Annotated in this window: 26 protein-coding genes and 1 pseudogene; 9 read left to right on the top strand and 18 right to left on the bottom strand. The window is 72.6% G+C overall.

Going from position 1 to position 26,062, the window contains the following annotated elements; translation table 11 throughout:
* Positions 1–27: 27 nt before the first annotated feature.
* Both ACQEVS_RS01245 and ACQEVS_RS01240 read left to right on the top strand, forming a co-directional pair.
* Positions 28–1,284, top strand: coding sequence for a benzoate/H(+) symporter BenE family transporter (locus tag ACQEVS_RS01245; protein WP_433013894.1), 1,257 nt, complete (start codon positions 28–30; stop codon positions 1,282–1,284).
* A gap of 62 nt (positions 1,285–1,346) precedes the next feature.
* On the top strand, positions 1,347–2,303 hold the full coding sequence (locus tag ACQEVS_RS01240) for an aminoglycoside phosphotransferase family protein (protein WP_433013891.1): 957 nt from the start codon (positions 1,347–1,349) through the stop codon (positions 2,301–2,303).
* A gap of 217 nt (positions 2,304–2,520) precedes the next feature.
* Here ACQEVS_RS01240 and ACQEVS_RS01235 read toward each other — a convergent pair whose 3' ends face one another.
* The 3 genes from ACQEVS_RS01235 to ACQEVS_RS01225 all read right to left on the bottom strand — a co-directional run bounded on the left by ACQEVS_RS01235 (position 2,521) and on the right by ACQEVS_RS01225 (position 9,160).
* A complete protein-coding gene (locus tag ACQEVS_RS01235) occupies positions 2,521–6,972 on the bottom strand; it encodes a hypothetical protein (protein ID WP_433013888.1) in 4,452 nt (1,483 codons plus the stop codon).
* A gap of 331 nt (positions 6,973–7,303) precedes the next feature.
* Positions 7,304–7,768 carry a DUF2690 domain-containing protein gene (locus ACQEVS_RS01230; protein WP_433013885.1) on the bottom strand — a complete coding sequence of 155 codons (465 nt, stop codon included), beginning with the start codon at positions 7,766–7,768 and terminating at the stop codon, positions 7,304–7,306.
* 330 nt (positions 7,769–8,098) lie between these two features.
* Positions 8,099–9,160, bottom strand: coding sequence for a chitinase (locus tag ACQEVS_RS01225; RefSeq protein ID WP_433013882.1), 1,062 nt, complete (start codon positions 9,158–9,160; stop codon positions 8,099–8,101).
* A 96-nt stretch (positions 9,161–9,256) separates the two neighbouring features.
* Between ACQEVS_RS01225 and ACQEVS_RS01220 the strand changes: the two genes are divergently transcribed.
* Entirely contained in the window at positions 9,257–10,051 is a 795-nt protein-coding gene (locus ACQEVS_RS01220) for an AraC family transcriptional regulator (RefSeq protein WP_433013879.1), read from the top strand.
* Between the two features lie 175 nt (positions 10,052–10,226).
* On the opposite strand, the gene ACQEVS_RS01215 is transcribed toward ACQEVS_RS01220, so the two are convergent.
* Positions 10,227–10,616 carry a hypothetical protein gene (locus ACQEVS_RS01215; RefSeq protein WP_433013876.1) on the bottom strand — a complete coding sequence of 130 codons (390 nt, stop codon included), beginning with the start codon at positions 10,614–10,616 and terminating at the stop codon, positions 10,227–10,229.
* 200 nt (positions 10,617–10,816) lie between these two features.
* Positions 10,817–11,871, bottom strand: a pseudogene (locus ACQEVS_RS01210) (ABC transporter permease).
* 118 nt (positions 11,872–11,989) lie between these two features.
* Here ACQEVS_RS01210 and ACQEVS_RS01205 point away from each other — a divergent pair.
* Together ACQEVS_RS01205 and ACQEVS_RS01200 are read left to right on the top strand one after the other, a co-directional pair.
* Positions 11,990–12,187, top strand: a complete 198-nt coding sequence (locus ACQEVS_RS01205) for a DUF2795 domain-containing protein (protein WP_433013873.1) — start codon at positions 11,990–11,992, stop codon at positions 12,185–12,187.
* Between the two features lie 251 nt (positions 12,188–12,438).
* The gene (locus ACQEVS_RS01200) at positions 12,439–13,245 is read left to right on the top strand and encodes an SDR family oxidoreductase (RefSeq protein ID WP_433013870.1); all 807 of its coding nucleotides are present in this window, start codon (positions 12,439–12,441) and stop codon (positions 13,243–13,245) included.
* Between the two features lie 20 nt (positions 13,246–13,265).
* Here the strand turns inward: ACQEVS_RS01200 and ACQEVS_RS01195 are convergent, their stop codons facing one another.
* From ACQEVS_RS01195 to ACQEVS_RS01185, 3 genes are all read right to left on the bottom strand, one after another.
* Positions 13,266–13,745, bottom strand: a complete 480-nt coding sequence (locus ACQEVS_RS01195; RefSeq protein ID WP_398265573.1) for a DUF5709 domain-containing protein — start codon at positions 13,743–13,745, stop codon at positions 13,266–13,268.
* Between the two features lie 104 nt (positions 13,746–13,849).
* Positions 13,850–14,758, bottom strand: coding sequence for an NAD(P)-dependent oxidoreductase (locus ACQEVS_RS01190; RefSeq protein ID WP_433013867.1), 909 nt, complete (start codon positions 14,756–14,758; stop codon positions 13,850–13,852).
* 133 nt (positions 14,759–14,891) lie between these two features.
* Positions 14,892–15,101 carry a hypothetical protein gene (locus ACQEVS_RS01185; protein WP_433013864.1) on the bottom strand — a complete coding sequence of 70 codons (210 nt, stop codon included), beginning with the start codon at positions 15,099–15,101 and terminating at the stop codon, positions 14,892–14,894.
* A 257-nt stretch (positions 15,102–15,358) separates the two neighbouring features.
* On the opposite strand from ACQEVS_RS01185, the gene ACQEVS_RS01180 reads away from it, so the two are divergent.
* Entirely contained in the window at positions 15,359–15,670 is a 312-nt protein-coding gene (locus ACQEVS_RS01180; protein WP_433013861.1) for a hypothetical protein, read from the top strand.
* 66 nt (positions 15,671–15,736) lie between these two features.
* Here the strand turns inward: ACQEVS_RS01180 and ACQEVS_RS01175 are convergent, their stop codons facing one another.
* Positions 15,737–16,738 (bottom strand): YihY/virulence factor BrkB family protein, encoded by a 1,002-nt coding sequence (locus ACQEVS_RS01175; protein WP_433013858.1) that lies wholly within the window; start codon positions 16,736–16,738, stop codon positions 15,737–15,739.
* Between the two features lie 98 nt (positions 16,739–16,836).
* Between ACQEVS_RS01175 and ACQEVS_RS01170 the strand changes: the two genes are divergently transcribed.
* The gene (locus tag ACQEVS_RS01170) at positions 16,837–17,715 is read left to right on the top strand and encodes a DUF72 domain-containing protein (RefSeq protein WP_433013855.1); all 879 of its coding nucleotides are present in this window, start codon (positions 16,837–16,839) and stop codon (positions 17,713–17,715) included.
* Between the two features lie 126 nt (positions 17,716–17,841).
* Here ACQEVS_RS01170 and ACQEVS_RS01165 read toward each other — a convergent pair whose 3' ends face one another.
* The 6 genes from ACQEVS_RS01165 to ACQEVS_RS01140 form a co-directional block, all read right to left on the bottom strand.
* Positions 17,842–18,306, bottom strand: a complete 465-nt coding sequence (locus ACQEVS_RS01165) for a DUF6098 family protein (protein WP_433013852.1) — start codon at positions 18,304–18,306, stop codon at positions 17,842–17,844.
* 350 nt (positions 18,307–18,656) lie between these two features.
* Positions 18,657–18,899, bottom strand: a complete 243-nt coding sequence (locus ACQEVS_RS01160; RefSeq protein WP_433013849.1) for an acyl carrier protein — start codon at positions 18,897–18,899, stop codon at positions 18,657–18,659.
* 117 nt (positions 18,900–19,016) lie between these two features.
* A complete protein-coding gene (locus ACQEVS_RS01155) occupies positions 19,017–19,250 on the bottom strand; it encodes a DUF5133 domain-containing protein (protein WP_433013846.1) in 234 nt (77 codons plus the stop codon).
* A gap of 312 nt (positions 19,251–19,562) precedes the next feature.
* On the bottom strand, positions 19,563–20,057 hold the full coding sequence (locus tag ACQEVS_RS01150; RefSeq protein WP_433013843.1) for a MerR family transcriptional regulator: 495 nt from the start codon (positions 20,055–20,057) through the stop codon (positions 19,563–19,565).
* A gap of 147 nt (positions 20,058–20,204) precedes the next feature.
* Positions 20,205–20,402, bottom strand: a complete 198-nt coding sequence (locus ACQEVS_RS01145) for a hypothetical protein (protein ID WP_433013840.1) — start codon at positions 20,400–20,402, stop codon at positions 20,205–20,207.
* A gap of 210 nt (positions 20,403–20,612) precedes the next feature.
* Positions 20,613–21,617 carry an oxidoreductase gene (locus tag ACQEVS_RS01140; protein WP_433013837.1) on the bottom strand — a complete coding sequence of 335 codons (1,005 nt, stop codon included), beginning with the start codon at positions 21,615–21,617 and terminating at the stop codon, positions 20,613–20,615.
* Positions 21,618–21,871: 254 nt separating this feature from the next.
* Here ACQEVS_RS01140 and ACQEVS_RS01135 point away from each other — a divergent pair, with 254 nt between their 5' ends.
* Positions 21,872–22,717 (top strand): SpcZ, encoded by an 846-nt coding sequence (locus tag ACQEVS_RS01135; RefSeq protein ID WP_433013834.1) that lies wholly within the window; start codon positions 21,872–21,874, stop codon positions 22,715–22,717.
* A gap of 182 nt (positions 22,718–22,899) precedes the next feature.
* Positions 22,900–23,304 (top strand): DUF6355 family natural product biosynthesis protein, encoded by a 405-nt coding sequence (locus ACQEVS_RS01130; RefSeq protein WP_433013831.1) that lies wholly within the window; start codon positions 22,900–22,902, stop codon positions 23,302–23,304.
* A gap of 7 nt (positions 23,305–23,311) precedes the next feature.
* Here ACQEVS_RS01130 and ACQEVS_RS01125 read toward each other — a convergent pair whose 3' ends face one another.
* Genes ACQEVS_RS01125 through ACQEVS_RS01115 form a run of 3 tightly spaced genes read right to left on the bottom strand, consistent with a single transcriptional unit; the run spans position 23,312 to position 26,008 of the window.
* Positions 23,312–24,184, bottom strand: coding sequence for a TauD/TfdA dioxygenase family protein (locus tag ACQEVS_RS01125; RefSeq protein ID WP_433013828.1), 873 nt, complete (start codon positions 24,182–24,184; stop codon positions 23,312–23,314).
* 38 nt (positions 24,185–24,222) lie between these two features.
* Complete coding sequence (locus tag ACQEVS_RS01120) at positions 24,223–24,936, bottom strand: hypothetical protein (RefSeq protein WP_433013825.1); 714 nt, start codon at positions 24,934–24,936, stop codon at positions 24,223–24,225.
* A complete protein-coding gene (locus ACQEVS_RS01115; RefSeq protein ID WP_433013822.1) occupies positions 24,899–26,008 on the bottom strand; it encodes a GSCFA domain-containing protein in 1,110 nt (369 codons plus the stop codon). The genes ACQEVS_RS01120 and ACQEVS_RS01115 overlap by 38 nt, the downstream gene beginning before the upstream one ends.
* Positions 26,009–26,062: the final 54 nt, after the last annotated feature.

Raw genomic sequence — 26,062 nt, 5'->3', positions numbered from 1 at the left:
GGGGCCCCACGACAGAAGAGGACCCCCATGACCCCGGGCACCAGCAGCTCCACCGATCCCGCCGCCGCCCAGGACGACACGTCCGGAGCGGCACCGCCCGAACGGCCGCGCCTCCTGCGCGACGCCTCCGTCTCCGCCGTGCTCGCCGGGCTCGTGGCCGTCGTGGTGTCGTACTCGGGCCCGCTCGCCATCGTCCTCACCGCCGCCCGCGCCGGACACCTGGACACCGCGCAGACCGGCTCGTGGGTCTGGGCGATCTCCCTCGGCAGCGGCCTCACCTGCCTCGGCCTGAGCCTGTGGACCCGGACGCCCGTCATCACCGCCTGGTCCACGCCCGGCGCGGCGCTCCTGGTGACCGGATTGGGCGCCTACTCCTACCCGGAGGCGATCGGGGCGTTCCTGGTCACCGGAGTGGCGATCACCGTCGCCGGGCTGACCGGCGTGTTCGGCCGGCTCATACGCCGCGTGCCGCCCGCCGTCGTCTCCGCCATGCTCGCGGGCATCCTCTTCCCCTTCGGCGTCGGCGTGTTCACCTCGCTGAAGACCGCGCCGCTCGTCGCCGGCTCCGTCCTCCTCGCCTACCTCCTCGCCAAGCGGTGGCTGCCGCGCTACGCCGTCCTGGCGGCCCTCGCGGTCGGCGTGGTCTGCGCCGCCGCCGACTCCCGCCTCGACGTCCACCTGGACGGTATCGAGTTCGCCCACCCGGTACTGACCGCGCCGCACTTCTCCGCCGCGTCCCTCATCGGGATCGCCGTCCCCCTCGCCATCGCCACGCTGGCCTCGCAGAACGCCCCCGGCATGGCCGTCCTCACCGCGTCCGGCTACCGGCCCGACGACCGCCTGCTGATCGGCACCACCGGCGCGGTCTCCACCCTGCTCGCCCCCTTCGGCTCGCACGCCGTCAACCTCGCGGCCATCACCGCCGCCATCTGCACCGGCCCCGAAGCCCACCGGGACCCGCGCCGGCGCTATGTCGCGGGCGTCGCCTGCGGGGTGTTCTACCTGCTCATCGGCGTCTTCGGGGCGACGCTCGTGGTGTTCTTCGCCGGCCTGCCCAGGGAACTGGTCGCCGCGGTCGCCGGCGTCGCCCTTCTCGGGGCCCTGTCCGGCGGCCTGACCGGTGCCGTGCGGGACGCCGACGACCGGGAGGCGGCCCTCGTCACCTTCCTCGCCACGGCCTCCGGCGTCACCCTCCTCGGCATCGGGTCCGCCTTCTGGGGACTGGTCCTGGGCATGGGCGCACACCTCGTGCTGACGTACCGGCGGCGGGGCGCGGCCGCCTGAGCCGGGGCCGGGCCGGGAAACCGCGTCGACAACCGGCCCGTCCACCAGGCAAGATCATTTCCATGGTGAACCCGCATTCCCCCGAGACCACCCTCAGTGACCGCGCCCGGCGCGCCGTGGGCCTCGCGACCCGGGCCGGCCGCCGGCTCGGCCTGCGCGCCGACGAACCCCGCGTCCTGCACGACGTCTTCAACGTCCTGGTGCACCTGGCGCCGGACCCCGTCGTGGTCCGCGTCCCGTCCCTGGCCCTCATGCCGTACGACGAACTGGTGGCCAAGCAGCGGCGCGAACTGGCGGTGACCGGCTGGCTGGCCGACCGGGGCGTCCCCGTCGTCGGGCCCAGCCCGCTGGTGCCCCGCGAACCCGTGGAGATCGACGGCACGTCGCTCACCTTCTGGGAGTTCGTCACCGAGACCGACCGCCTCGCCGACCTCCCGCAGGACGACGCCGAAGCGCTCCAGGAGCGTTTCACCGAACAGACCGGCTGGGCCGCTGAGTTGCACCGGCACCTCGCCGACTACCCCGGCGAACTGCCCGTCCTCGCCCCGCTCGTCCCGGCGATCGGCTCCGCGCTGGAGGCCCTGCGCAAGGACCCCCAGACGCTCACGACGGCCGACCTCGACCGCGCCGAGCGGGAGTACGCCGCCCTGGAGAGCCTGGTCCGGGACCTGCCCGCCCGCTTCCCGGGCGCCCGCCTCCAGGCCCTGCACGGCGACTCCCCGGCGTACAACGTCCTGCGCACCGCCGAGGGTCACCGCTTCAGCGACTTTGAGGACGTGACGCGCGGACCCGTCGAGTGGGACCTGACCCTCGTCGGCCCCCTCGGCGTCGAGGCGTACGAGCGCGCGGGCGGCGCCCGCGTCGACCGTACGCTGCTGCACGTGATGGAGGGGGCACGGCTGCTCCAGACGGTGTCGGCCCTCGCCATGGCCCCGCGGATGCCCGGACTGGCGCCGATGCTGGAGCCGATGGTGGCGATGTGGCGGGACCGCGCCCCGCTGACGTTCGACCTTCCGTAGCGGGCTGACGTCCGGCCTGTCGAGGGCGAGTCGACACTCGCCCTCGCGTGGTGAGCCGACGTGCGACGTCGCGTGGCGAGTTGACGTCCGGCCCTACGGGACGAGTTGACGTCCGAGCGTCCGCGACAAACGACGATGAGGGGAGGGAGACCGGTTCCTGGGAACCGGTTCCCTCCCCTCATCGTGATGTCACCTCACCGTGCCGCCGCTCTCCCGGTCACCGGGTGAGGTTGACCTTGAACTGCTGCTCCGGCTCGTCGCAGTGGGCCACCTTGTCCGGCCGGTTCCCGGGTCCGTCGCCGAAGACCGGGACCGGGGCGTCCACACCCCACGGGTTGCCTCCGCTGCCCCGCGTCCCCACGCCGCACCAGGCGTAGGCGTTGCCGTTGGGGGCGGTGCCGGGGAAGTTGGAGAAGTTCCGCCAGTCGCCGCCGCTGATCCGCTGGTTGGACGAGCGGCCGAGGTTGTCCGTCATGCGGTCGTCGACGTACAGGTAGAGGTCGGGCATGTAGGACTGGAAGACGATGCCGTCGGACGGCTTGGCGTCGTCGTCCTTCAGGTAGTGCGTCGGCTTGACGGACCCGTCCGCGCAGAAGGCCGCCGCGACGTCCTGCCAGATCGGCGGCGCGTTGCCGATCATGGAGCCCCACATGTTGTTGTCCCACGAGCCGCTGTTCTTGAAGAACATCGAGTAGACGTCCCCGGCGAACCGCCGCACCGCGTGGTTGGTCTCCGTGCTGGAGTTGATCTGGTCGACCCACTTCTTGACGTTGTCGTTGACCGACTTGTGGCCGATCATCGCGCGGTAGCCGTGCACACCGCCGCCGATCGCCCGGAAGTCGACGCACTGCTTGGCGTCGTCGAGGCGCGCGGCGCGGAAGTGCGGGAAGTACGCCTGGCCCGGCGTGTCCCCGTCCGCATAGGGGTGCGAGGTCCGGACGTCGCCGTACTCCAGCGCGTCCTGCGTGGTGTAGTCGATGTCCGGGGCGAGGATGCCGTAGTCCGCCTCGATCGCCTTCATGATCTTCGTGACGAAGTAGGGCAGGTGGGCGTTGCCGACGCGGTTCCGGTAGTCCGACCCCACGCTGCCATCGATGATCTTCCCGTCCTCGCCGACCACGAAGGTCACGCTGACATCAGACTTGATCTTGTAGCTGTTCGGGTCCTTGAACATCTCGGAAGCGGACTTGGAGGCGTCGGGACGCTGGGGGTTCGCCATGGCCATCCACACCGGGATCGACATCGCGGGGACGGAACCGTCGGCGTTCGGCTTCCAGCCGCCCGCCTTGATGTCCTTCGCCCACTTCGCGGCCTCGTCGTACGTCTTCTGGCCCGTGCACTCGCCCACGGCCTTGGCCGCCGGGCAGCGCGCCTCGTAGGTGAGGCCGAACGCCTCGACGCCGTTGCCGTTGTTGTCCCACAGCGGGCCCCGCTCGGCGAGGCCCAGGCCCCAGTCGTAGAGGGACTTCATCGACCGCACGGGCGTCTCCAGGTCCGTCACCGGCCAGTTGGAGTTCAGCTCCTGGTTCGGGTCGAAGACCGCGGCGGCGGTCAGCGAGCGGCGGACGAACTTGCCCTTGATCGGCTTGAAGGCCACGGAGTTCCAGGCGATGTCCTCGTCGGCGGTGCCGCCCTTCGCGTAGTTCGTCAGCTTCACCTTGGGTGTGGAGGTGAACTTGTAGGCGCCCAGCGGCACCCACTTGCCGTTGTTGGCGTTCTGGTCCACGACCCGCTGGTACGGGCCGCCGACGGCGCCGTCGATGACGTAGGTGGCCCGCTCGGTCTGGGCCCCGGTGTCCGGGACGTACGCGTAGACGGCGGCGAGGTCGTACGTCTTGCCCGCCGTCCACTCGCCCTCGACGGTCATCCGGTTGCCGTCGCCGCCGAGGTGGTCGTCGTCACGGGTGTGGGAGTACCAGAAGTGACCGCCGTGGCCGCCGCCGATCGAATGCAGATCGGCCTTCGCCTCGTAGTGCTTGTCCCAGTCGGGGTGGAAGGTGAACTCGAACCTGCCCGTCGACGACGCCTTCCCGCAGGTCGACCACGTCTCCGTGCCGGCCGGGACCGAGGCGACGACGTCGGCGCCGCTCGGGGCCCCGCCGCACACCGGGTCACCGTTCTTCAGCCGGTACCCGCGGCCGGGCTCGTCGCGCAGGGTGGCGTACTTGATCTTCTCGTTGCCGCACGAGTCCTTGCAGTCGGGCTTCCAGGTGGCGTTCGCCTGGGTCCACCAGAACTGCCGATAGCACGCCTCGTCCGGGCAGTCGAACGGGTTGCCGGGGTTGCAGTTGTTGTTCTTGTTGCAGAAGGTGTCCAGCTGGGGGCTGACGCGGGAACGGCTCTGGACAGTGAGCCACCAGGCCGGCTGGAAGCCCGCGGTGGCGTAGCCGGACTCGCCCTTCCAGCCCTGCTTGCCGTCCGAGTCGTAGGAGAAGCCGGTGTCGATGGACCAGGCGGCCCAGCCCATCACCTTCTCCTCGTACGGCCAGTTCTGCGGGTGCGCCGCGTCGGTGATGTTCTTGGCGTTGAGGGAGGTGTCCATGAAGGGGTGGTCCCAGGCACCCTCCTTGTACATGGGGTTCGCGGGGTTGTTGTACCAGCCCAGCCCCCAGTGACCGCCGTTCTTGCCCGCCTCCGAGGGCGGGTTGAAGCCGAGGTTGTAGTTCCAGACGGCGGTGAACCAGTTCTCCACGCGGGACGGGTCGTCGTTGTTGACCGTGATCTTCTGGCCGTCCTTGTGGACCTCGTTCCACTTGTCGGCGAGGATCTTCATCGAGGCGGCGATGTCGGTCGCGTAGTCGATCGCGATGATCTTCTGCAGCTTCGGGTCGAGGCTCGTCTCGGTCTTCTGGCCCGTGGCCTTGTCCGTCTTCTCGTGCCCCTTCATGCGCATGCCGTCCGTGACCTGGCCCACGCCGTAACCGCAGTCGGACTTCTCCCAGTTGATGCGCCAGTAGCCGAGCAGGGTGTCCTTGGTGTTGTGGCCGTAGTAACCGTCCACCGCGGCCAGCGGGTTGCCCATCTGGCCGGGGATCGCGCCGGACTCGGCCTGCCACAGGTTGGACTCCTGGGCCAGGATGCCGAGCAGGACGTTGGCCGGGATCCGGCCGCCGCCGGTGAGCGACGGGAGGGGGAACAGGCCCTGCGGGTCGACCGTCCCCAGCCCGGCCTGGTCGCGGTAGCCGCCCTGGCGGATCCACTTGCCGCGCAGTTCGCCGCGGACGGCCATGTCCACCGCCCACTCGACCTGGTTCGGCGTCGGCTGCAGCGCCTGGACGCCCAGGTCGTTGCGGGAGACCGAGCACCAGCGGTCCGTGTCGGTCGGATCGTGCGAGTCGGGCGCGGGGACGGGCGCCTTCAGCGATCCGGACGGCCGGCCCAGCGTACGCGGCCGGGTGCCGCCGGTCAGCGCGGGCGACAGGCCCTCCTGCAGGCGCGGCCGCGCCGAGGCCACCCGCTGCTCGACCTTGTCCCCCGTGGGCGTGGCGGTCGAGGTGACGGTCAGCGTGGTGGCGGTGTCCGCCACCCCGGGAGCCTTGCCGGACCGGGACCGCACGCCCGCCTCGGGCTCGTCGGCCTTGTCGAAGCCCTTGCCGCCGCCCTTGATGCGGGTCAGCCCGGCGCGGACGCCGGGGGTGAGCACGGGGTCGACGGCGAGCCGGCCGAGCGAGGAGACGTCGGTGCCGGACGGCGCGTCGATCCTGGTGATCCCGCTCCCCTCCACCTTCACGTCCCGGGGGCGGCCGGTGAGGAACGCCCGGCCCCGCGCGCCCTGCACCAGGTCGAGGTCGCCGAGGGTACCGGTGGCCACCGTGCGCGGCGCGCCGTGGCCGTCGTACACCTTCGCCCGCGCCGTCTTCGTGCCCTCACGGTCCACGAAACCGACCCGGCCGTCGGCCAGGGGACGGATGTCGAAGGGGATGCTGTCGCCCTTGGCGAGCCGGCTCGTCTTCCCCCGGCCGTCGATCCGGACGAGCTCGCTGCCGAGACCGGCGACGACGCCGTCCTTCACCGGGGCGGCCGACGACACCTGCCCCCGCAGCTCACCCGTCTTCAGGACGGTGTTGCCGGACGTGTCCACGGTGATCACGCGCGTCTTCGTCCGCGACGCGTCGTTCATGTCGCGGTACTGGGTGAAGGCCGCCGTGTGCGTGGCGGTGTTGCAGGTGGGATCGAAATAGGCGAGCGTCGCCGTGAACGGCAGCTTCGTCACCGCGCCCGTCGTGGTGTTCACGATCGCCGTGAACGCTCCGCCCTGCATCAGGTCCGGCTTGTTGGTGAAGGCGCGCGGGGCGTACACGGCGGCGACGTGGGAGTCGTCCATGACACACTGGTTGCCGATCCACGTATCGGCGGGCACGCCCGGCTCGTTGAGGACGGCGGCCGTCCGCCACGCGTAGGCCCGGCCCGACTCCGCGACGAGGACGCGCAGGCCGGCCGAGTCCGCGGCGGCGGTGACGGCCTGGTCCTCCGAGGTCTTCCAGTCCTTCCCGAGGTGCTTGTCGGGGTCGTCGACCGCCCCCGAGCCCGCCGGCGCGCCGACGGGCTTCACGTCGGCCGGCGGGGTGTCCGGTGCGGCGATCGCCGCACCGCTCTGTATCAGCCCGGCCAGGACGGCGGCGGCCGCAAGCCCCGCCGTCCCGGCACGGACCGGTCTGAAGGATCTCAACTCTTCCGTCTCTCTTCGCGGACGGCACGCGACGGAAGGGAGCGCGGACGCGCGATGCACCGGGTCCGCGCCTCCCCCTGGCGTCGGTGCGACGGCGGACGGGCCGCGAAGGCCCGCCCGCCGAGTGATCGCGCTCATCCGAGGCCGGAACACATCCCTTGTGCGGGAGGGGAACCGACCGGAAAAGCGCATGGCGAACGTCCCGGCGAGCCTCTTTCGCCGGGCGCTTTCTCAGGGGAACGAAACACGGCCGTGCCGACGCGGCGCGCCGTCGCGGCCGTGCTCGATTCACCCGGTGTTCAACCGCCCTGCGGGGCGGGGAACGGGCGCGTCACCCCCACTTGTTGGTGCACTGCACGCCGTAGGGGGCGCCGCTGTCCTTCTTGAACCCGACGCAGGCGCGGTAAGAGTAGTCGTTGCCGCCGAGCATGTTCGACCAGTCCGAGGCGTTGTACTGGCTCGGGGTGTCGACGCTGAGCGAACGGACCAGCTTGCCGTACTTGTCGTACTTCTCGATCGTGGCGTAGGAGTCGTAGTAGGACGGGGTGGCCTTCTGCGTCGTACGGACCCAGGCGGCACGGCACTTGTCGGACCAACGCAGCTCGGCGACGCGGCCGTTGTTGTCCACCGTGCCGTGACCGACGGCGCCGTCCTCGCAACCGGTGCTCTTCGGGCCCTGGTTGTCACAGGCGGTCCCGTAGCAGCCCGCCGCGTAGGAGGTGCCGGCGAGCGGGATCAGGCCGAGCGCGACGGTCGCGGCGGAAACGGCGGCGACACGAGAAGCGATCTTGAACATGGAATACCCTTGCGTGCATTGACGTGGATCACGGTGAACCCACAGGCGCGACAGCCGGGGGAAACACACGACCACGGCGCGTCGTCAGCGCAGCGCGATCACAAATCCCCCGACTCGTGAAATCGCCGGCACGTCTCGCTGGATCGCGTTCATGTGGCGGCGCCGATCAATATAGGGTGCCCCGACGGCACTGTCCACCATGTACATGACCACGCGACCGTCAACTGCCGCGCGTCTACGGCCCGCACGCGCGCGGTTGGCTCCCGCCTCCTCCGCCGCCGGGCCCGGACGCCGGCGATCCTCGCATGGCGGCCGGGCCCGGGCGGCGGCTCACCGGCCCTGCAGCGCCTTGACGTTGTCGCCGAACGTCCACCCCTTCGACCCGTCCCAGTTGACCGACCAGGTCATCAGCCCCTTCAGTCGGCCGCCGTAGTTCCGCCACGCCTGCGCCACCTGACCGGGCGCCATGTACCCGCCGCCGGCGCCCGGCTGCGCCGGCAGACCGGGGACCTGCTTGTCGTAGGGCACCCTGACGGTGGTGCCCTGCACGACCAGGCCCCGGTCCAGGCAGTCGGTCTGCGCCGTGAACCCCTCGACCGTGCCGGCGGAGTAGGAGTCGCCGGAGCAGCCGTACATGTTCCCGTTGTAGTACTGCATGTTGAGCCACCAGAGCCGGCCGTTGTCCGCGTACTTCTTCACGATCGGCAGGTAGGCGCCCCAGATGGAGCCGTACGTCACGCTGCCGCCGGTCACGTACGCCGTCTCGGGTGCCATCGTCAGCCCGAACCCGTCGGGCATCCGGGCCAGCACACCGTCGATGATCCGCATGAGGTTGGCCTGCGAGGCGGACGGGCTGGTGATGTCGCCGCCGCCCGTGAGGCCCGTCTCGATGTCGATGTCGATGCCGTCGAAGTTGTACTTCTTCAGGATCGGCACCACCGTGTCCACGAACCGGTCGGCCACAGTGGACGAGTTGAGATCGATGCCGGCCGCCGCGCCGCCGATGGACAGCAGCACCGTCGCCCCGGCCGCCTTCGCCCGGCACATCTCCGCCGGGCTCGGCACCTTCACCGTCGCGTCCATCCCGTCTTCCCACAGCGCCGTGCCGTCGGAGAGGATCACCGGGAACGCCGCGTTCAGCACGTTGTAGCCGTGGGCGCCGATCCGGTCGTCGGTCACCGGGATCCAGCCGAGCGGCGGATGGACGCCGTTGGCCGCGCCGTCCCAGTTCTCCCAGTAGCCCTGGAGGACCTTGCCCGCGGGCTTGGGCTTGACGGCGCACACCTCCTCCGGGGCACCGGACGGGGACGCGGCGGCGGGCAGTTGCAGGGCGCAGGCCAGGGCCAGGACGGTGGCCGACAGGCGTACCGTCCCAAGGGTCCGAGAGGTCACGTTCGCTCCCTGAGTGGGGGGTGGGAGTGGGGTGTCAGGGAAAGTAGGAGCGCCCGCCACACTCGTCAATAGGTCTGGACCAGGAGGGAGGCCGGGGTGACGACGACAAGACCGCCGGAGGGCGAGGAGGACGCGCACCGGGCCCGCATCCGGCACACACCGCGCGCGACCACCGGCCACCGCCCCCTGCCCGCGGGGACGGAGGTCGACGCCCACCGGCACGACGAGCACCAGATCGTCTACGCGGGCCGCGGCGTCCTGTCCGTCACGACGGACGCGGGCAGCTGGATCGCGCCCGGCAACCGCGCCATCTGGATCCCGGCCGGCACCGTCCACGAGCACCGGGCGTACGGCGACACCGAGATCCACCTGGTCGGCCTGCCACTGGAGGACAACCCGCTGTCCCTCGACCGGCCGGCCGTCATCGGCGTCGGCCCGCTGCTGCGGGAACTGATCCTCGCCTACACCGAGCAGCCCGCCGACCCCACGCCGGAACGCCTCCGGCTGCGCGCCGTCCTGCTCGACCGGCTCCGCCGTTCCGACGAACAGCCCCTGCACGTCCCCGCCCCGCGGGACCCCCGACTGTCCGCGGTCTGCGCCGCCCTCCACGCCGACCCCGCCGACCACCGCACCCTCGCCCAGCTCGGCGCGGCCTCCGGCGCCGGCGAACGGACCCTCACCCGGCTCTTCCGCACCGAACTCGGCATGAGCTTCCCCCAATGGCGCACCCAGGTCCGGCTCCACCACGCCCTGCGCCTGCTGGCCGAGGGCGCCTCGGTCTCCACCGTGGCCCACCGCTGCGGCTGGGCGTCGAGCAGCGCCTTCATCGACGTCTTCCGCCGGGCCTTCGGCCACACACCGGGGGCACACCGGACGCGCTTTCCGCCGTGACCCGCCGACGGCCGCGGCCGGGCCCGCCGGACGACGGGGTGGGGGCGCCTCGTGCTCCCGCCCCGCGGGCGTCGCGTCGCCGCGCACATGACCGCGTCAGGCGGCCGGGGCCGGACGAGACAGGGAAGCCCCGGGTTCGGACACCGGACGACGCCCGAGCCCGGGCGGCGCGTCCCTACCAGGCGGCAGCCCCGCATTTGCCTCCACCTTGCAGACACGCACGGAAGTTCAGGCCCCTGAGGTCGTGGAACCGGGAGTCGAAGCCTTCGCCGTTTTGGGCCGACTGAACGGTGAACCAGCCTCGCCCCTCCCACTTCGCCTGGAGAACCACGTACTTGCCGTCCATCTTGTGGTCGTAGAACTTGCCCCAGTAGTGACCGTCGTAACTGCCCTTGCCGTTACTCGCCCACTCCCAGCTGACGTGGATCTCTCCCGACCCGTCGCTGGTCCACACCGTCCGGTGCGTCTCTCCCTGATCCAGCACTCCGCTCGTCGACGCCTGCGCCTGGGCGGCGACCCCGCCAACGGCCAGCACCCCAGCGGCCACGACGGCGGCCGATGTCATCCTCTTGCGTAAGCTGCGCATTCGTACCTCTCGGTGGCTCGGCTGATCACCGGATACGGCCCTCAAGGGCGGCCGTCCGGTAGGCGAGGGAAATCCTGAGGGCATTCCGCTGAGGCCGTACAGGCGCAAAACAAGCCACCCTGCGGCCACTCCCGGTTGCGGCTCCAGCGGACGGCGCCTGGGGGCGCCCCTGAGGGCTGTCAGGGCTGCGGTGCCTCCACGAGCCGGTCGCCCAGTTCGCGGCCGCCCGGGTGGCGGTGGCGCCAGACCCAGAAGACCGCCGTGGAGACCGCCGCCCAGACGGCCAGCACGGCGAACGGGAAGAGTTGCTGGTGGCCGCGGAAGTACACGGCCGTGTGCTGGGCGTTGACGGAGGCGCCGGGCGGGAGCCAGCGGCCGATCTCGGCGAGGGGGGAGGGAGGAGGGGCCAGGAGACGGCGCCGCCGGAGGACGGGTTGCCCAGGAGCACCATAAGGCCCCACGTCGGCAGCATCGCCCACCGGCCGAACAGGGTGTTGCACATGGTGAAGAACATGCCGCTGGTGAACATGGTCAGGCCGAGAATGAACCACGACTCGCCGAAGGGCAGCCGCAGCGCGCCCAGTCCCCAGTCCACGATGGCGGCGATGGCGAAGCTGCCGAGCGCCGAGTAGGCGATGGTGAAGGCGACGCGCTCGGCCGGGTTGAGGGAGCGGGCGTGGACGCTGAGCTGGATGGCGCCGACGAAGCCGAGGATCACGGCCGCGAGCGAGATGTAGAACAGGGCGAGCCCGCGCGGGTCGCCTTCCTGCAGTGGGTTGATGTCCTTGACGGCGACCCGTACCCCGATCGCGTCCCCCACCTTCGGCGCGGTCTCGCTCAGCAGCTGGGCGACGGTGGCGCCGGAGGCGCCCGAGACGTCCAGTGCCGCGCCGCGCGGCCGCGCCCGCAGGATCGCGTACACCTTCTGCTCCTCGACGGCCCGCCGGGCCTCGGCGTACGTGTCGTAGTGGTGCAGTTCGAGCGACGCGTCGAGGGCGCGTTCCATGCCCTGGACGAACTCGACCCGCTTGACGTCCGAGGTCGGCACCCCCGTGACGGCGGTGGGGATGCGGTGCGGGGTGGGGTTGGCCATGGCGTAGGTGTACGAACCGGCGAACAGGCCGGCCGCCGCCGAGATGATCAGGACGAGCACGGTGGCCGGCAGGAAGGGGGACCGCCGGAAGCGCTCCCACGGGCCCGGCCGGGTATGCGGATTCCGATCTTCCGTTTCCATGATCGCCACCTTATGCGGAGGGCCGGAGGACGGCGCAGCGGGGTTCCGGGAGTACGGCCGTCCGGGTGATTCCCCGGCGCCCGCTCATCCCCTGGCGCCCCACGGGTACCCGGAGCCCATGACAGCGAAGCCGAACCCCATTGAGCTCCAGAAGAGCCTCGGCGGCATGCACTACCCCGCCGACAAGGAAACCCTCGTCGAACACGCCAAGAAGAAGGGCGCGGACAAGTCCACCCTGGACGCGCTCAGCTCGATGCCCACGAAGGAGTACGACTCGCCGGCGGCCGTGACCGAGGCCGTCACCAAGAAGAAATAGCCCTCCGGGCACCCGCTCGGAACGATCGCCGCGCGCCGTCGCGGCCGGCCCGCCGCCCCTCGTGGCCCGGGTCCGGCCCGGCGGCGCGCGCGGCGTGCTTCCGGTACCCGAGTCGGCAGCTGGGCCGGCGCCCGAGCGGGCATCCGAACCGGCGCCCGTGTGTGGCTCCGCCCGTCGGGTACCCGCTCGCGGGGCCCCGGCCACGGCCCGCGGGCCCGTACGGAAAGCACCTGTACGAGAGGAGTCCGCGGATGAGCAGCCACCCGGCCGGCCCCCGCGTCGCGGTCGTCACCGGTGCCGACTCCGGCATCGGCCGCGCCACGGCCGTCCACCTGGCCCGGCAGGGCCTGGACGTCGGCATCACCTGGCACAGCGACCGGGCGGGCGCCGAACGCACCGCCGAGGAGGTCCGCGCCCACGGGCGGCGCGCCGCCCTGGCCCGGATGGACCTCACCCTGCTGCCCGAGGCCGCCGACGCCGTCGACGCGCTCGCCGACGAACTGGGCCGGATCGACGTCCTCGTCAACAACGCCGGAACCGGCACGGTCACGCCGTACCTCGACCTCGACCTGGAGACCGTCCGGCGGGTGCTCGACATCGACCTCATCGGGCCGTTCCTGTGCGGCCAGCGTGCCGCACGGCGGATGATCCGGCAGGGCGACGGCGGCCGGATCGTCAACGTGACCAGCGTCCACGAGCACCAGCCGCGCGTCGGCGCCGCCCCCTACTGCGCGGCCAAGGGCGGGCTGGGCCTGCTCACCCAGGTCATGGCCCTGGAACTCGCCGAACACGGCATCACCGTCAACGCCGTCGCGCCCGGCGAGATCGCCACCCCCATGACCGGCCAAGAGGACGTCGATGTGCGGAAGGTCCGCCGCCCAGGCGTGCCGGCGGGACGGCCCGGGGACGCCCGGGAGGTGGCCGCTGTGATCGCGTTCCTCTGCGGGAGCGAGGCGGGGTACGTCACCGGCGCGTCGTGGAGTGTGGACGGCGGGATGCTGCGGATGGGGCCCCAGGCGGGGTCACACCTGGAGGACGACTCCTGGCGCCGCGTCTGACGGCCGCGCCGGCCGGTGTGTCACCCCTCGAACTCCTCCGGGGGCACCACGGGTTCCTCGGGCACCACGTGCATCGCCGCCTCCTCGGCGGAGGCGGCGCCGCCGTTGACGCCGACGTCCCGCGCGTAGATGTCGTTCATGCGCGGCGGCATCAGGTCCGCCGTACCGGTGAGCCGCCCGGCGCGCTCGTCGCCGGCCTCCTCGTCGATCGGTTCCCCGTCGCGCGGCGCGTCCCCGATGCCGTCGCCGTCGGGGACGGCCGGCTCGGGCACCTCCTCGGCGAGCCGCTGGTCCAGCGTCTCCCGTTCGCGCTGCTCGCGGGCCGTGGTGCCGTGGTGGGTCACGGCCAGCGGCTTCTCCGGCGGCGACCAGCCCTCGTCGAGCACCTCGTCCAGGCCGTCGCCGTCGAGCGCGTTCTCCAGGTCCAGGTCGTCGGGGTTGTCCCGGGTGTCGGAACGCACCGGCTGATAGACCTCGTCACCCATCGCGTCGTCGGACATGCTGCGCTCCTTCCTCCCGCGCGGCCCCGCAGCGACGTCACTTCCAGTCTCCTCCGTGCGGCTGCCCGGCGCTCCTCGGGGGAAACGCCGGGGCTCCTGGCGGGTCAGCGGCGGTGCAGCAGCTCCACGACGCCCGCCAGGTCCTCGTTCCCGTGGCCGTCGGCCACCCGGCGGCGCATGAGCGCGAGCAGCGGGTCGAACAGCTCTGTGCCGACGCCCTGGGCGCGGCTGACGTCCCCGATGGCGTCGTGCGACACCTGTATGGACAGGTCGGAGCCGGTGGCCGTGTAGTCACCGCTGTCGACCTGCGCCGCCATCCCCGGCAGGATCCCGGCGATGGCCCGCAGCCACGGCACCAGCTGGTCCGTGGTGAACTCCCCGACTGACGCCCCGGCGGACCGCACCAGCGCCGCCGCGTGCAGGAAGCCGCCCAGCATGCCGTACATGCCGGTCAGCAGGGCCAGGTCGGCCAGTGGGGCGAGGCCCGGGTCCTCGCCCAGGTAGGAGCCGCGGCCCAGGGCGTCGAGGACGTCGCGCCAGGACGCGTAGGCCGCCTCGGAGCCACTGCACAGCAGCAGGGCCTCCGGGGAGCCGATCATCGCGGGCACGGCCATGACGCCGCAGTCGAGGTAGCCGGCGCCCAGGGCCGCCGCCCGTCCGGCCATGGACCGGCCCTCGGCGGGGGAGCCGTTGGTGACGTTGAGGACGGTCCGGCCCTTCAGGGCGGCCCCGGCCCGGTCCAGCAGCTCCCCGACGGCGGGGTAGTCGCGGACGCAGACGATCACCAGGTCCGCGGCTTCGGCCGCCGCCCCGACGGTCGCGGCCACCGCCGCGCCGCGCTCCGCCGGGCCCGCGGTCCTGGCGGCCGTCCGGTTCCACACCGTCACCCGGTGGCCGGCCGTCAGCAGGGCGTCGGCCAGGGCCGTGCCCATGTTGCCGAGCCCGAGCACCGCCACGGAACGGGCCTCCCGCCGCCCGGCCGCCGCTTCCGTTCCCCGCCCTGTCTCCGGCATGTTCCGCCACCTCTCCGCGCCCGCGCGCCGACACCGCGGCCACCCTGGCGGTGGCCGCGGTGTCAGTCTCGGAGAGGCGGCGGGCCAGGCCAAGTACCCACTTTTCAGTGCGTACTTACCTCCGGGTGCGGGGTCAGCGCCCCTTCCGCGGCTGCCCGCCGCGGTCGCGTCCGGCGCGCTGGACGGACTCCTGCGCCTCGGTGCTGGGCGTGATGCCGTCGGCCGCGTCCCGCTCGTGCCGGCGGTCCGGGCGGGCCGTGATCTCGCCGAGCTCCTCGATGACCTCCTCGGCGGCGGTGCGGGGCTTGCCGGTCTTGTGCTCCGGGGTGTCCTTGTCCCTCATGCGTGGTCCTCCGCTTGATCGTCCGTGTACGGCGGCCGGGCCGTGATCCTCCGGCCCGGGTACCGGGTGCCCGGCCGGCCGCCGGGCATGCGTGCCGGGCGGCGCGGCACTGTCACTGTTCGATCATGTCACCGTTTGATCATGGACATGTCCTGAAATCGTCGCAGGGCCTTTTTCAAGATCATCCGTTGATACGTTCCTTCTCGCCGGGCCCGTGACCAGCGGTGAACCGGTGTACCGACAGCAAGGAGCAGCAAGTGAATTCCGAAAACCGGGGGAAGGCCGCGGGCAAGCGTGCCGCCGCCATGGCGGGCCTGCTGGCCGCCGCCACGCTCGGCGGCGCCGCGCTGGCTGCGCCGGCGCACGCCGACGACGTCTACGGGCACTGCCGGGGCGAGGGCGTACGCATCCGCGCCGCCGCGAGCACGGCCAGCTCGGTCGTCGGCCTGTGCTACAGCGACCACCGCCTCGCGCACCGCGACGTCTCGGGCGACGGTCAGTGGGACAAGGTCTACGACGTGACCACGGGCGTGTCCGGCTGGATCTCGCACGGTTACTGGAGCTGGTAAACAGCGGTCGGGGGCGCGAGGCCCGAGCCTCGCGCCCCCGGGCGTTCTCCCGGACGGAGCCCGCCCTTACGCCGCGCCGTCGTCGCCCGGCGGCCAGGCGCGGGTGTCCCGGGGCGGGACGTACGGCTCCTCGTCCTTCGGGTGGCCGCCGAGGATCGCCCGCTCGCGGCTCAGCTCGGCGTCGAACTCCAGGCCCAGCAGGATCGCCAGATTGGTGAACCACAGCCACATCAGGAAGACGATCAGACCGGCGAACGTCCCGTACACCTTGTTGTAGGTGCCGAAGTTCGCGACGTACAGCGCGAAGCCCGCCGAGACCGCCATCCACAGCGCCAGGGCCACCAGGCTGCCCGGCGTCACCCAGCGGAAGCCGCGCCCGCGCACGTTCGGCGCCGCCCAGTACAGCATCGCGATTATGACCGTCACCAGCAGGACGAGCACGGGCCACTTGGCCACCGACCACACCGTCAGCGCCTCGTCGCCGACGCCCAGCGCGGTGCCCGCCTGCCGCGCGATGCCACCGGTGAACACCACGATCAGCGCGCTCACCGTCGCCAGCAGCATCAGCACCAGGGTCACCGCGAGGCGCAACGGCGTCACCTTCCAGACCGGCCGCCCCTCCTTGATGTCGTAGACGGCGTTGGAGGCGCGGATGAACGCCGCCACATAGCCGGAGGCGGACCACAGCGCGCCCAGCAGGCCCGCCACCGCCAGCACGGAACCGGCGCCACCGCTCGCGCTCGCCTGGCGCACCGCGCCGGTGAGGATGTCCTGCACCGGGCCGGGCGTCAGGTGGTCGAGGTTCGCCAGCAGCTTCTCCGTCGCCGACTTCCCGACGACGCCCAGCAGCGACACCAGCACCAGCAGCGCCGGGAAGAGGGACAACATCGTGTAGTACGTCAACCCGGCCGCGCGATCGGCCAGTTCGTCGTCCACGAACTCCTTCGCCGTCCGCCGCAGCACCGACCACCACGAGCGGGCGGGCAACTGCGTCGGTTCGTCCGGGGCCCGCCGTTCCACCCGGGGGTCCGGGCCGGCCCCCTCCGTGCTTTTCTCCGTCGTCGTCACGCACCAACGGATAACCGGCCGACGGCAGTTCAACCGCACCGGCGGAAGCGCGGACCGGGCGGTGCGGACCCACGCCGCGACGGGGTAACCGCCCCCGCATGGAAAAGTACCTCGTCGGCACCTGCTCCTGGACCGATCCCGCCCTGCGGGGCAGCGGCTGGTACCCGCCGGCCGCGCGCGACGACCCCGAGGAGCGGCTGCGGCACTACGCCGCCCGGTTCCCCGTCGTGGAGGTCGACGCGACGTACTACGGGCTGCCCAGCACCCGCAACTGCAAGCTCTGGGCCGACCGCACCCCGCCCGGCTTCGTCTTCGACGTCAAGGCGTTCGCCACCCTGACCGGCCACTCCGCCCGCGCCGGCGCGCTGCCGCCCGACCTCCGCCCGCCCGGGCCCCCGCAGCGCCGGCTGACCCCCTCCCGGCTGCCGCGCGGCGTGGTGGACGAGCTGTGGCAGCGCTTCACCGGCGCCCTGCGCCCGCTGTGGGACGCAGGACGGCTGGGGGCGGTGCTGCTGCAGTTTCCGCCGTGGGTGCGGGCAGGGGAGCGGGGGCACGCGTTCCTGGCCGAGTGCCGGCGGCGCGCGGGCCGGCTGCCGCTGGCCGTCGAGTTCCGGCACCCCGGCTGGCTCGCCCCGGGGGAGCGGGAGCGGACGCTGGACGTGCTGCGGGCGCACGGGATGTCGCTGGTGGCCGTGGACACCGCTCAGGACGTGCCGGACGCCATCCCGCCGGTGGCCGCCGTCACCCGGCCCGAGCTGGCGGTGGTGCGCTTCCACGGGCGGTCGGCCGCGTGGCGTACCGGCAGTAAGGAGGACGCGTACCGGCACTCCTACACCGCCGAGGAACTGGTGCCCTGGCGGGAGAGGATCCTGCGGCTGGCCGGGGAGGCCGAGCAGGTGCACGTGTTGTTCAACAACTGCTGCGGTGACGCGGCCGTCCGGTCGGCGGCGGTGATGCGGGAGCTGCTGGAGGTCTGAGAACTGGAGGACCGAGAGAGGGGCGCGGGGTCCTCCCCGCGCCCCTCTGGGCCCGTTGCTTTTCGGTCCCGGTTGGCCTGTCGTTCCCGGTCGGCCTGTCGGTCCCCTTCAGTCCTTCGGTCCCGTTCACCCCGCCGGTTCGCCGTCGGCCGACCGGCGGAGCGGCCCCCAGGGCCCGCGCTGGCGGACGACCTCGACCTCCGCCTCGTCGATCACTTCCGTGTCGATCCAGGCGAGCGGCCGTACGTCCCGGACCAGCGGTTCGTTGTCGGGCCCCCGGCCGATCTCCCGGCCGTCGAGCACCCAGGGCCGCACTCCGGGGCCCTTGTCGCGGCGCAGGTGGCAGTAGTCGTAGAGGCGCCGGGCGACCCAGAGCCGCAGCGGGCGGTCGCCCCACCACGGTTCGATGCCGAGGGCGTTGACGGACAGGCCGGGCAGGCTGATACCGGTGAGGTCGTCGGTGCTGGAGGCGGCGCCCAGATCCGTGCCGGGCCCCCGCGACCACCGCACGAACAGGTTCTTCCCGCGCTCGACCATGGCGACCAGGTCGTCGAGGGACGTCAGAACGGGCAGGGCTTCCGGGGCGGTCATATCGACGGCGGTTCCTCCGCACTCGTTTCGCATTTCGCTTCTCGCGTTTCGCGCTGCGTTTCGGCCGGGCGCCGGGCCGGAAACGCGACGGGGGCGGCGCCTGGAACGGGCCCGGATTCCCGAGCGCTCCGCGTTCCGACCGGCGGCCGTACGCGTGTGGAACCGCCGCTTCCAGCCAACCCCCGGCCGGGGGTTTACGCAATCCGGCCGGAATTCCGGCCGCGTGTTCCCCCGATTCGTGCCGGAGATTCCGTGTGTCGCCGGCTGTCGCCGTGAAGTGCCCGGGACGGACGGGAGGAGGGGGGCCGCACCGGACGGAACGGCCCCCCTCCGACGGTGATCCGGCCCGCTCAGTCGGCGGCCGGGCCCGCGTCCTTCGTCCCCGACAGCTCCTTGAGGAACCGGTGACACTCGGCCGCGCGGCGCGAGTCCTCGGCCATGACCGAGCGGAAGAACTCCGCGATCTCCTTCTTGCCGGCGTTCTCGGCGTCGCGGACGTACTGCCCGTAGTCGTGACCCGCCTTGAGAGAGTGGTACTGCACCGAGACGAGATCGAAGACGACGTCGCTGAATCCGGTTTCACCCGTGGCCATGGTGTGTCCTCCCTGCGTGTTTCCGTGCTGGGCGAGTGCTCGCTTTCCGAGCCCTCCGGTTACCCCTTCGCCGGACGTTCACACGGCGTCCGGCCGACGGCCGGGCCGTATGCGTGCTCATTCGTTCGCGGCAAGCAGGGAATCGTCCTGGACCCGGGCGCCCGGCAGCCGGTAGCGGGCGGCGATCAGTGCCGCGTCCACGTCGTTGGTGCCCGTGGCCAGGCAGAGGAGGTAGGCGACGTCGTCCAGCCGCTGCCGCGCCTCCGGATCACCCGACTCCGCGTGCAGCAGGTCGAGCGCCGTGTACTGCTCCACGAGATTCGCCAGGACAGCGGGGTGAGCCATCAACACGGTCACCACTCCTTTCACCATTTCCCTGTGGGGGTGCCGCGCGGTGCCGATGAGGAGGCACGCCGTCCGCGGTGAACGGGCTGCTACCCAGGCCGGCGGGTCTCATGCGGCGGGAGTGGCGGGGACGGTGTGTCTCATGCGACGGGAGTGGTGTTCTCATAGCGCGGGGAGCGGAAAGGCCGGCGGGCCGGGAGAAGGCGGAGGCCGGACGGGCGCGGGCCCGTCCGGCCCTTCGGCGGGTGCGGAACCGCACCGGGAAGAGGGGAGAGGCGGCAGGAGCCCGCGCGGCCCCGACCGCCGCCGAAACAGGGTTTACGGGGCATCGCCGGGCGCGGAAGGGGCCGGCGCCCACAGCCCGGCGGCCGTCCCCTCGCGCACGTGCCGCTCGTAGACCGCCACCTTGTCCCGGATGATCTCCAGATCCGCGCCGAGGGCGGCGATCCTCGCGCGTACCGTTCGCTCGTGCTTCCGGAGCAGCTCCAGCCGCAGCGCCTCGTTCCCGGGCCCCGACCGCACCAGTTCCGCGAAGCGCCCGACGGTCGCCACCGGCATGCCCGACGCCCGGAGCCGGCCGACGAGCAACAGCCAGTCCACGTCCGCCTGTTCGTATACCCGCCGGCCCGCCGCGTTGCGCGGGACCGGGCGCAGCAGCAGGCCCTCGCGCTCGAAGAACCGCAGCGTGTCCACGCTCATCCCGGTCGCCCGCACGGCCTCGCCTATGCAGAGGCCGCCCGCCCTCGCATGACCAGCCCTCGCGTGCCCCGTCCCCGTATGCCCCGCACTCGTGTCTCCCGCACTCGTGTCCATGGCGCCGCAGCCTAACCCCACCTGGACCGCACTCCAGTTCCCGGCCTCCCGGCAGACAGCGCACCGCGCCGCGTGCCGGAGCGTCGGCCGCGGACACGGAAGGGCCCCGTCCGGCCGTCGGACGGGGCTTCTCCCGTTCTCTCCCGCCTACTTGCCCGGCTTACCCGGCTCGCCCGGCACGGGAGCGTCCGCGCGGGGGAGGCGCTTGATCCATCCGGGCAGCCTGCGCGGCTCGCGGGTGCTGTCCGACTCGCCCTTGTTGCACGCGGGGCACGGGTGCACCAGTTTCGTGCCGCCCTGCAGATGCTCGTCGATGAATCCCACTCCGAAGCACTTGTGGCACATCGCGATCACTCCTGGGTGTGTTCAATGCGCCCGGTACCGTCGCAGTCGGGGCACGAGCTGGTCAGGCCGCCGATGGTGACGTACCCGGTCCCGTTGCAGGTCGAACACGGCGTCGATCCCATGGGTTTCCCTTCTGTGGGCCGTCCACTTCTACCGCCTGGGAGCCGTGTATGCCTAATGCCCTTCGGGCCGTTCGGGATCCTTTCGAGGTCAGGCGAAGGCGTCCAGGCCGGTGAGCCGGGCGGAGAGGTCCCAGAGGCGGGCCGCCGCCCCGGGGTCGGCCGCCCACGGCTTGACGCCTCCGACGAGCATGTCGTCGGTGGTGGCGGGGCCGGCGATGTCGCAATCCTGGCAGTACACCCCGCCGTGCCCGGCCAGGAGCGGCGAGGTGGCCGCCCAGACGGCCGTCGCGGCGCCCTGGGCCGGGGACTTGAAGCCCGCCGCCGGGTTGCCGTCCGCGTCCGTCCAGCCCTGGGCGATCTGCTCGGCGCGCGGGACGTGCCGCTGGAGGGGCGTGAGGATGCTGCCGGGGTGGACGGAGTAGGCCCGCAGGCCGTCGTCGGCGCCCAGGGCGTCGAGGTGCAGGGCGAACAGGGCGTTGGCCGTCTTGGACTGGGCGTAGGCGAGCCACCGGTCGTAGCCCGTACGGAAGTGGGGGTCGTGCCAGCGGATGCGGGAGAGGAAGTGTCCGGAGGAGGCGACCGTCACCACCCGCGACCCGGCCGGGTTCAGGGCCGGGCGGAGGCGGTTGACGAGGGCGTGGTGGCCCAGGTGGTTGACGGCGAAGTGGAGCTCCCAGCCGGCGGCGGTGCGCGTCTCCGGGCAGGCCATGACGCCGGCGTTGGCGAGGAGGAGGTCGAGGGCGCGGCCGGTGGCGAGGAAGCCGTCGGCGAAGTCGCGGACGGAGGCGGGGTCGGCGAGGTCGAGCGCGTGGACGGTGACGGAGGCGTGCGAATCCGCCGGGAGCGCCGCGCGTACGGCCGCCTCCGCCGGGGCGGGCCGGCGGACGGCGACGAGGACGCGGGCCCCGGCCCGGGCGAGGGCCCGCGTCGCCTCCAGGCCGAGGCCCGAGGCGCCGCCGGTGACCAGGGCGGTCCGGCCGGTCAGATCGACGCCCGCGAGGACGTCGTCGGCGGTGTCGGCGGCGCCGAAACCGGAGCCGAGCGGGCGCTGCCGGTGGATGAGGTCCTGCGGCGCGTGGTGCGGTGTGTTCATGGCGGGGACGCTAGGAGCTGGAGTGCGGTCCAGGTCAAGCCGGTTCGCGGCCCCGGCGGACGCCCCATGGCCGGGGCCCGGGCGAGCGGGGCGCTCCGGCCGCCGGGCCGCCCGCCGGCTCTCGGAGCCGGTCCCGCCCGGACGTGATCATTGCGACATCGCGCCCGGCGTCCCCGGCGGGTGAGGATACGGGTGCGGGCCCGAGTGCTCCGGCCCGCACCACGCAGCAGTACAGCGGAACAGGAGAAAGAACCGTGAGCCGTCCCGCGCCCTCCGCCGAGGCACTCCCGCGCTTCCTCGCCCGGCTCGACGCCGCCGCGGCCGGCCGGTGGGAGGGGCGGCCCGCGCAGGGACCGGACCTGCCCGACTGGCTCGTCCAGCTCGCCGGCGCGCTGTGGGACGGGCAGACCGGGCCTGACGGGCGGACCGGTCCGGACGTGCAGGACGTGCAGGACGCGCAGAACGGCCAGGGTGGCCAGGGCTCCGAAGCGGCGGGGGAGTGGGCCCGGCGCGTCCACGACGCCTGCGCCCGCCTCGACGGCCGCGTCCCCCTCACCGTCGTCCACGACTGGCACGCCCGCACCGTCGTACCGCTGCTGGCCGGGCCGGACGAGGCGGTGCCCTACGAGGCCGTCCGCGCGCTGCACCTGCGGGCGGCGGCGGGGGAGCCGGTCGCGGAGGACGCCTGGGCCGGCGCCCTCGAACCCGTCCTGCGGGACGTCCACCGGCGCGCCTACCCGTACGGCGACGCCTTCGCCACGGCCGCGTCCAATGCCCTCGCCTGGGCGCGCACCAACGACTACGGCGAGGCGGAGGCCCAGGAGTTCGCGGACGGCTACGCCGAGCTCAGCACCGGCGCCAACGTGACCTCGTACGCCGACGCCAACGCCCTCGTGCACGCCCGCGCCCTGGCGGCGGCCTACGCGGCGGCGGACCCGGCGGCCTACGCGGCGTGCTACCCGTTCGCCTCGGTGAACGCCTACGCGCTCGCGCTCGCCGGGCAGGACACGGCGGACGGCCGGGAGGAGCGGCGCCGGGCGGCCTGCGGGCGGCTCGCGGCGGGTCTGGCCGAGAGCCTGGAGCGGGCCGCGGGGGAGTGACGCGGCCGGGGCCGGGAGCCCCTGGGAAAACGGACGGCGGTTCGATCCGGGAAACGCCGTTCCGACCCCTTCGAGCACCGTCGAAACGCCTGGTGACACAGCTCCCGCCAGGCCACTCTGGCGTCGTCAGCAGCGGTGGCGGGACCGGCTCCGCCACCACCCTCCGGCGAAGGAGACGACGCATGAAACTCCGCGGATCACTGTCCGGCACCACCGCCCGGCTCGGCCTCGCGGCCGTCACCCTGGCCGGCGCCCTCGCCTGTGCCACGGTCGCTCCCGCGACGGCCGCCCCGGAACGGATCCAGGGCTGCGGCTGGAACGAGAGCAGGGGCGGCGAGCGCGCCTACTACGAGCACTGCGCGACCAACACCAACGTGTGGATCCAGGTCACCCGGTTCCCCGGGGCAACTACCACCGCTGCGTCGGACCGGGCCGCACCAATCTCGACTTCGACGCCACCGGCGCCTGGTACGACAGCGGCTACCGGGGCGGGCTCTGCTCCCACCCGGGGGACACCGGGCCCTGACGGGCACGCCGAACGGCGGTCCGCCCGCCCCGTGAACGCGGAGCGGGCGGACCGCCGTTGACGGTCCGTCAAGCCTGCGGCTTCGTCCCGTCGATGGCGACCCGCCGCCCGTAGCGGCTGTGCGGGAAGTAGTCCCAGATCGCGTGGTGCTGGACGCAGCGGTTGTCCCAGAACACCAGGGTCTTCGGCTGCCAGCGCACCCGGCAGACGAGCAGCGGCGTGTCGGCGATGTGCCGGTACAGCATCTCCAGCAGGGCCTCGCTCTCCGCGGCCGACAGCTGCGGGATGTGCGAGGTGTACGGGCGGTTGACGAAGAGGAGCTTCCGGCCGGTCTCCGGGTGGCGGACGACGATCGGGTGCTCGTTCACCGGCACCTCGTACTCGGCCGGCGGGCCCTGCTTGCCCCACGGCTGGGCACCGTCGTGGACCGCGGTGAGGCCGTCGAGGAACGCCTTCATGGCGGGGGAGAGCATCTCGTAGGCGAGGTGCATGTTGGCGAACATGGTGTCGCCGCCGCTGCCGGCCTCCGGTATGCGGGTGATGTGCAGCATCGAGCCGAGCGACGGCTCGGCGTCGGCGGTGCCGTCGGCGTGCCAGCCGTTGCCCGCCACGTTCCTCGACTCGGCCGAGGCGCTGATCTCCAGCACGTACGGGTCGCTGTCGGGGGCGGCCAGTGCCACCGGGTGCAGCGGGCCGAAGTGCGCCGCGAACCGCTTGTGGTCCTCGGGCGTGATCTCCTGGTCGCGGAAGACCAGGACGTGGTGGGCGAGGAAAGCGTCCTTGATCTCCGTGAGTTGACGCTCCGTCAGTTCCTGGGAGAGGTCGACACCGGAGACCTCCGCGCCGAGGACCGGGGTCAGCGGGTCCAGGGTGATGGTCTCGTAGGCGGGCTTCGGGCGGGTGGTGAGCGCCTTCACGGCGTCGAGTGCGTAGTCTTCCATGGCCTTTCCTGTACTGCGTCGCGGTAGGGGTGGGGGCTTCAGAGCCCGCGGTCGAGGAGTTCGGCGAGGATGATGCGGCCGAAGGCGAGGTTGCCGTGGATGATGTCGTCCTTCTCGCACAGCTCGGGCCGCTGGAGCCCCGACGCGTCGGTGGTGCGGGCGCGCAGGTCCACGACCTCCACGCCGAGTTCGGCGACGGCCCGGCGGACGCGCTCCTGCGCCGCCATGAACACCTCGCGGTCCGACATGCCGGGCACCCGCTGCGGCGGCATCACCGCCAGCACCCGCAGGCCGAGGCCGCGGGCGTGGGCGTAGAACGCCAGCGCGTCGCGGACGGCCGCCCGGACGAGCGCGTCGAACAGCGGGCTGTCCAGGAAGCCCGGCGGGAAGGCGCCGCCGCGGGTGCGGTAGATCCGCCAGTTCTCCGTGGTCGCGACGAAGTGGGCGCTGAAGCCGAACGTGCATACCAGCGGCACGGTCAGCCCGTCCAGGCCCGGCACGCCCAGCTCGTCGAGGGCCGCCCGGTAGCGGGCCTCCGTCTCCGCGTCGCGGAAGACGACGTCGTTCCCGCGCAGGTCGTGGAAGCCGGCGGTGAAGTCCCGCCCCGAGCCGATGGGCCCGCCCGCGAAGGGGATGCGGGCCGCCTGGGCCGCCCGGCCGACGGGGCCGGCGTGCGAGTCGCCCAGCAGCAGGAACCTGGCGGGGGCCGGAGTCCTAGCGGGGGCTGTAGTAGTCGAGTACGGCGTCGTCACACCAGAAGTCCTCTCCGGCGGTGGGCTGGGCGGTGGAAGGGTCGGGGGCCGGCGTGGCGGGCTCCGGCACGGCGCGTTCCGGGGCGACGGATTCCGGGGCGGCGGGTTTCAGGGCGACGTCCCGCCGGCCGTCGAGCGCGCCGAAGAACCGGTCCATCACGAACGCGACGCCCTCCGGCGTCACCGTCCGCAGGTTCGGCTCGAAGAACACACCGCGGAACGGGGTGCCCGTGACGATCTCGTACGACGGGAAGTAGTCGATGTACTCGTACTCGGCGGCGAGTTGGCCGGCGACGGCCCGCAGGACCGACTTCGAGTACGTGGTGGCGGTGAGGGCGTGGCCGCCGGTCGCGGTCGCCGTGAGCGGCACCGGCGAGACGGTGAGCAGCACCTTCAGGCCGGGGTTGACCGACCGGGCCAGCTCCAGGGCGGCGGTCAGGTCCCGGCGCACCTCGTCGAAGGTGAAGTTGTGGAAGACGTGCCGCTCGGCGTCGAAGGTGCCGCGCACGGTACCCGGGCAGACCGGGTGGACCGTGCCGCCGTCGCGGTCGCGCCACGCCTCGGTCAGCCCCAGCGTGAAGATCAGGCAGTCCGCCTCCGCGAGGCCCTCGCGGACCGCGGCGAGCGTCGCCTCCCGCGCGGCGAACAGCTCCTCGGCGGAGGCGTAGCCGGCCGGTTCGACCGCCGGGCGGCAGGGGTCGTGGAAGCGGCCGTCCTCGATCCAGACGTCCCGCGGCGGTTCCTCCGTGCCCAACGCCCACGCGAACCACTGGCGGAGCACGGCGGCGGTGTAGATGTTGCCGGTGCGGAAGGAGAACACGCCGAAGTGGCGGTCGCGGCGCTGCTCCGGTGTCAGGCCCGGCGGCGCGGGCTCGGTGTCCCGCCAGTTCATGCCCCGGTCGCGCAGGGCGCGGCCGATGTGCCGGGCGAAGCAGGACCCGGCCGTGAGGAGGAGGTCGTCCTGGCCGATGGCGAACTTCGGCGTCCAGAGGTCGTCGATGTCCGCCCACGCGGGCTCGGCGACCGCGGTCCGCCAGAAGGAGCGGGGCGGGAGTGACTGATAGGGATTCATGGGGTGGGGTTCTCGGCCTCGGTTCGTCCGTGTGGTGGGCGTTGTCGGTTGATG

Source organism: Streptomyces sp. CA-181903 (assembly GCF_050937075.1).
Lineage (GTDB): Bacteria > Actinomycetota > Actinomycetes > Streptomycetales > Streptomycetaceae > Streptomyces.
The sequence above is the reverse complement of the archived record's forward strand: the minus strand, read 5'-3'. Positions and strand labels throughout refer to the sequence as shown.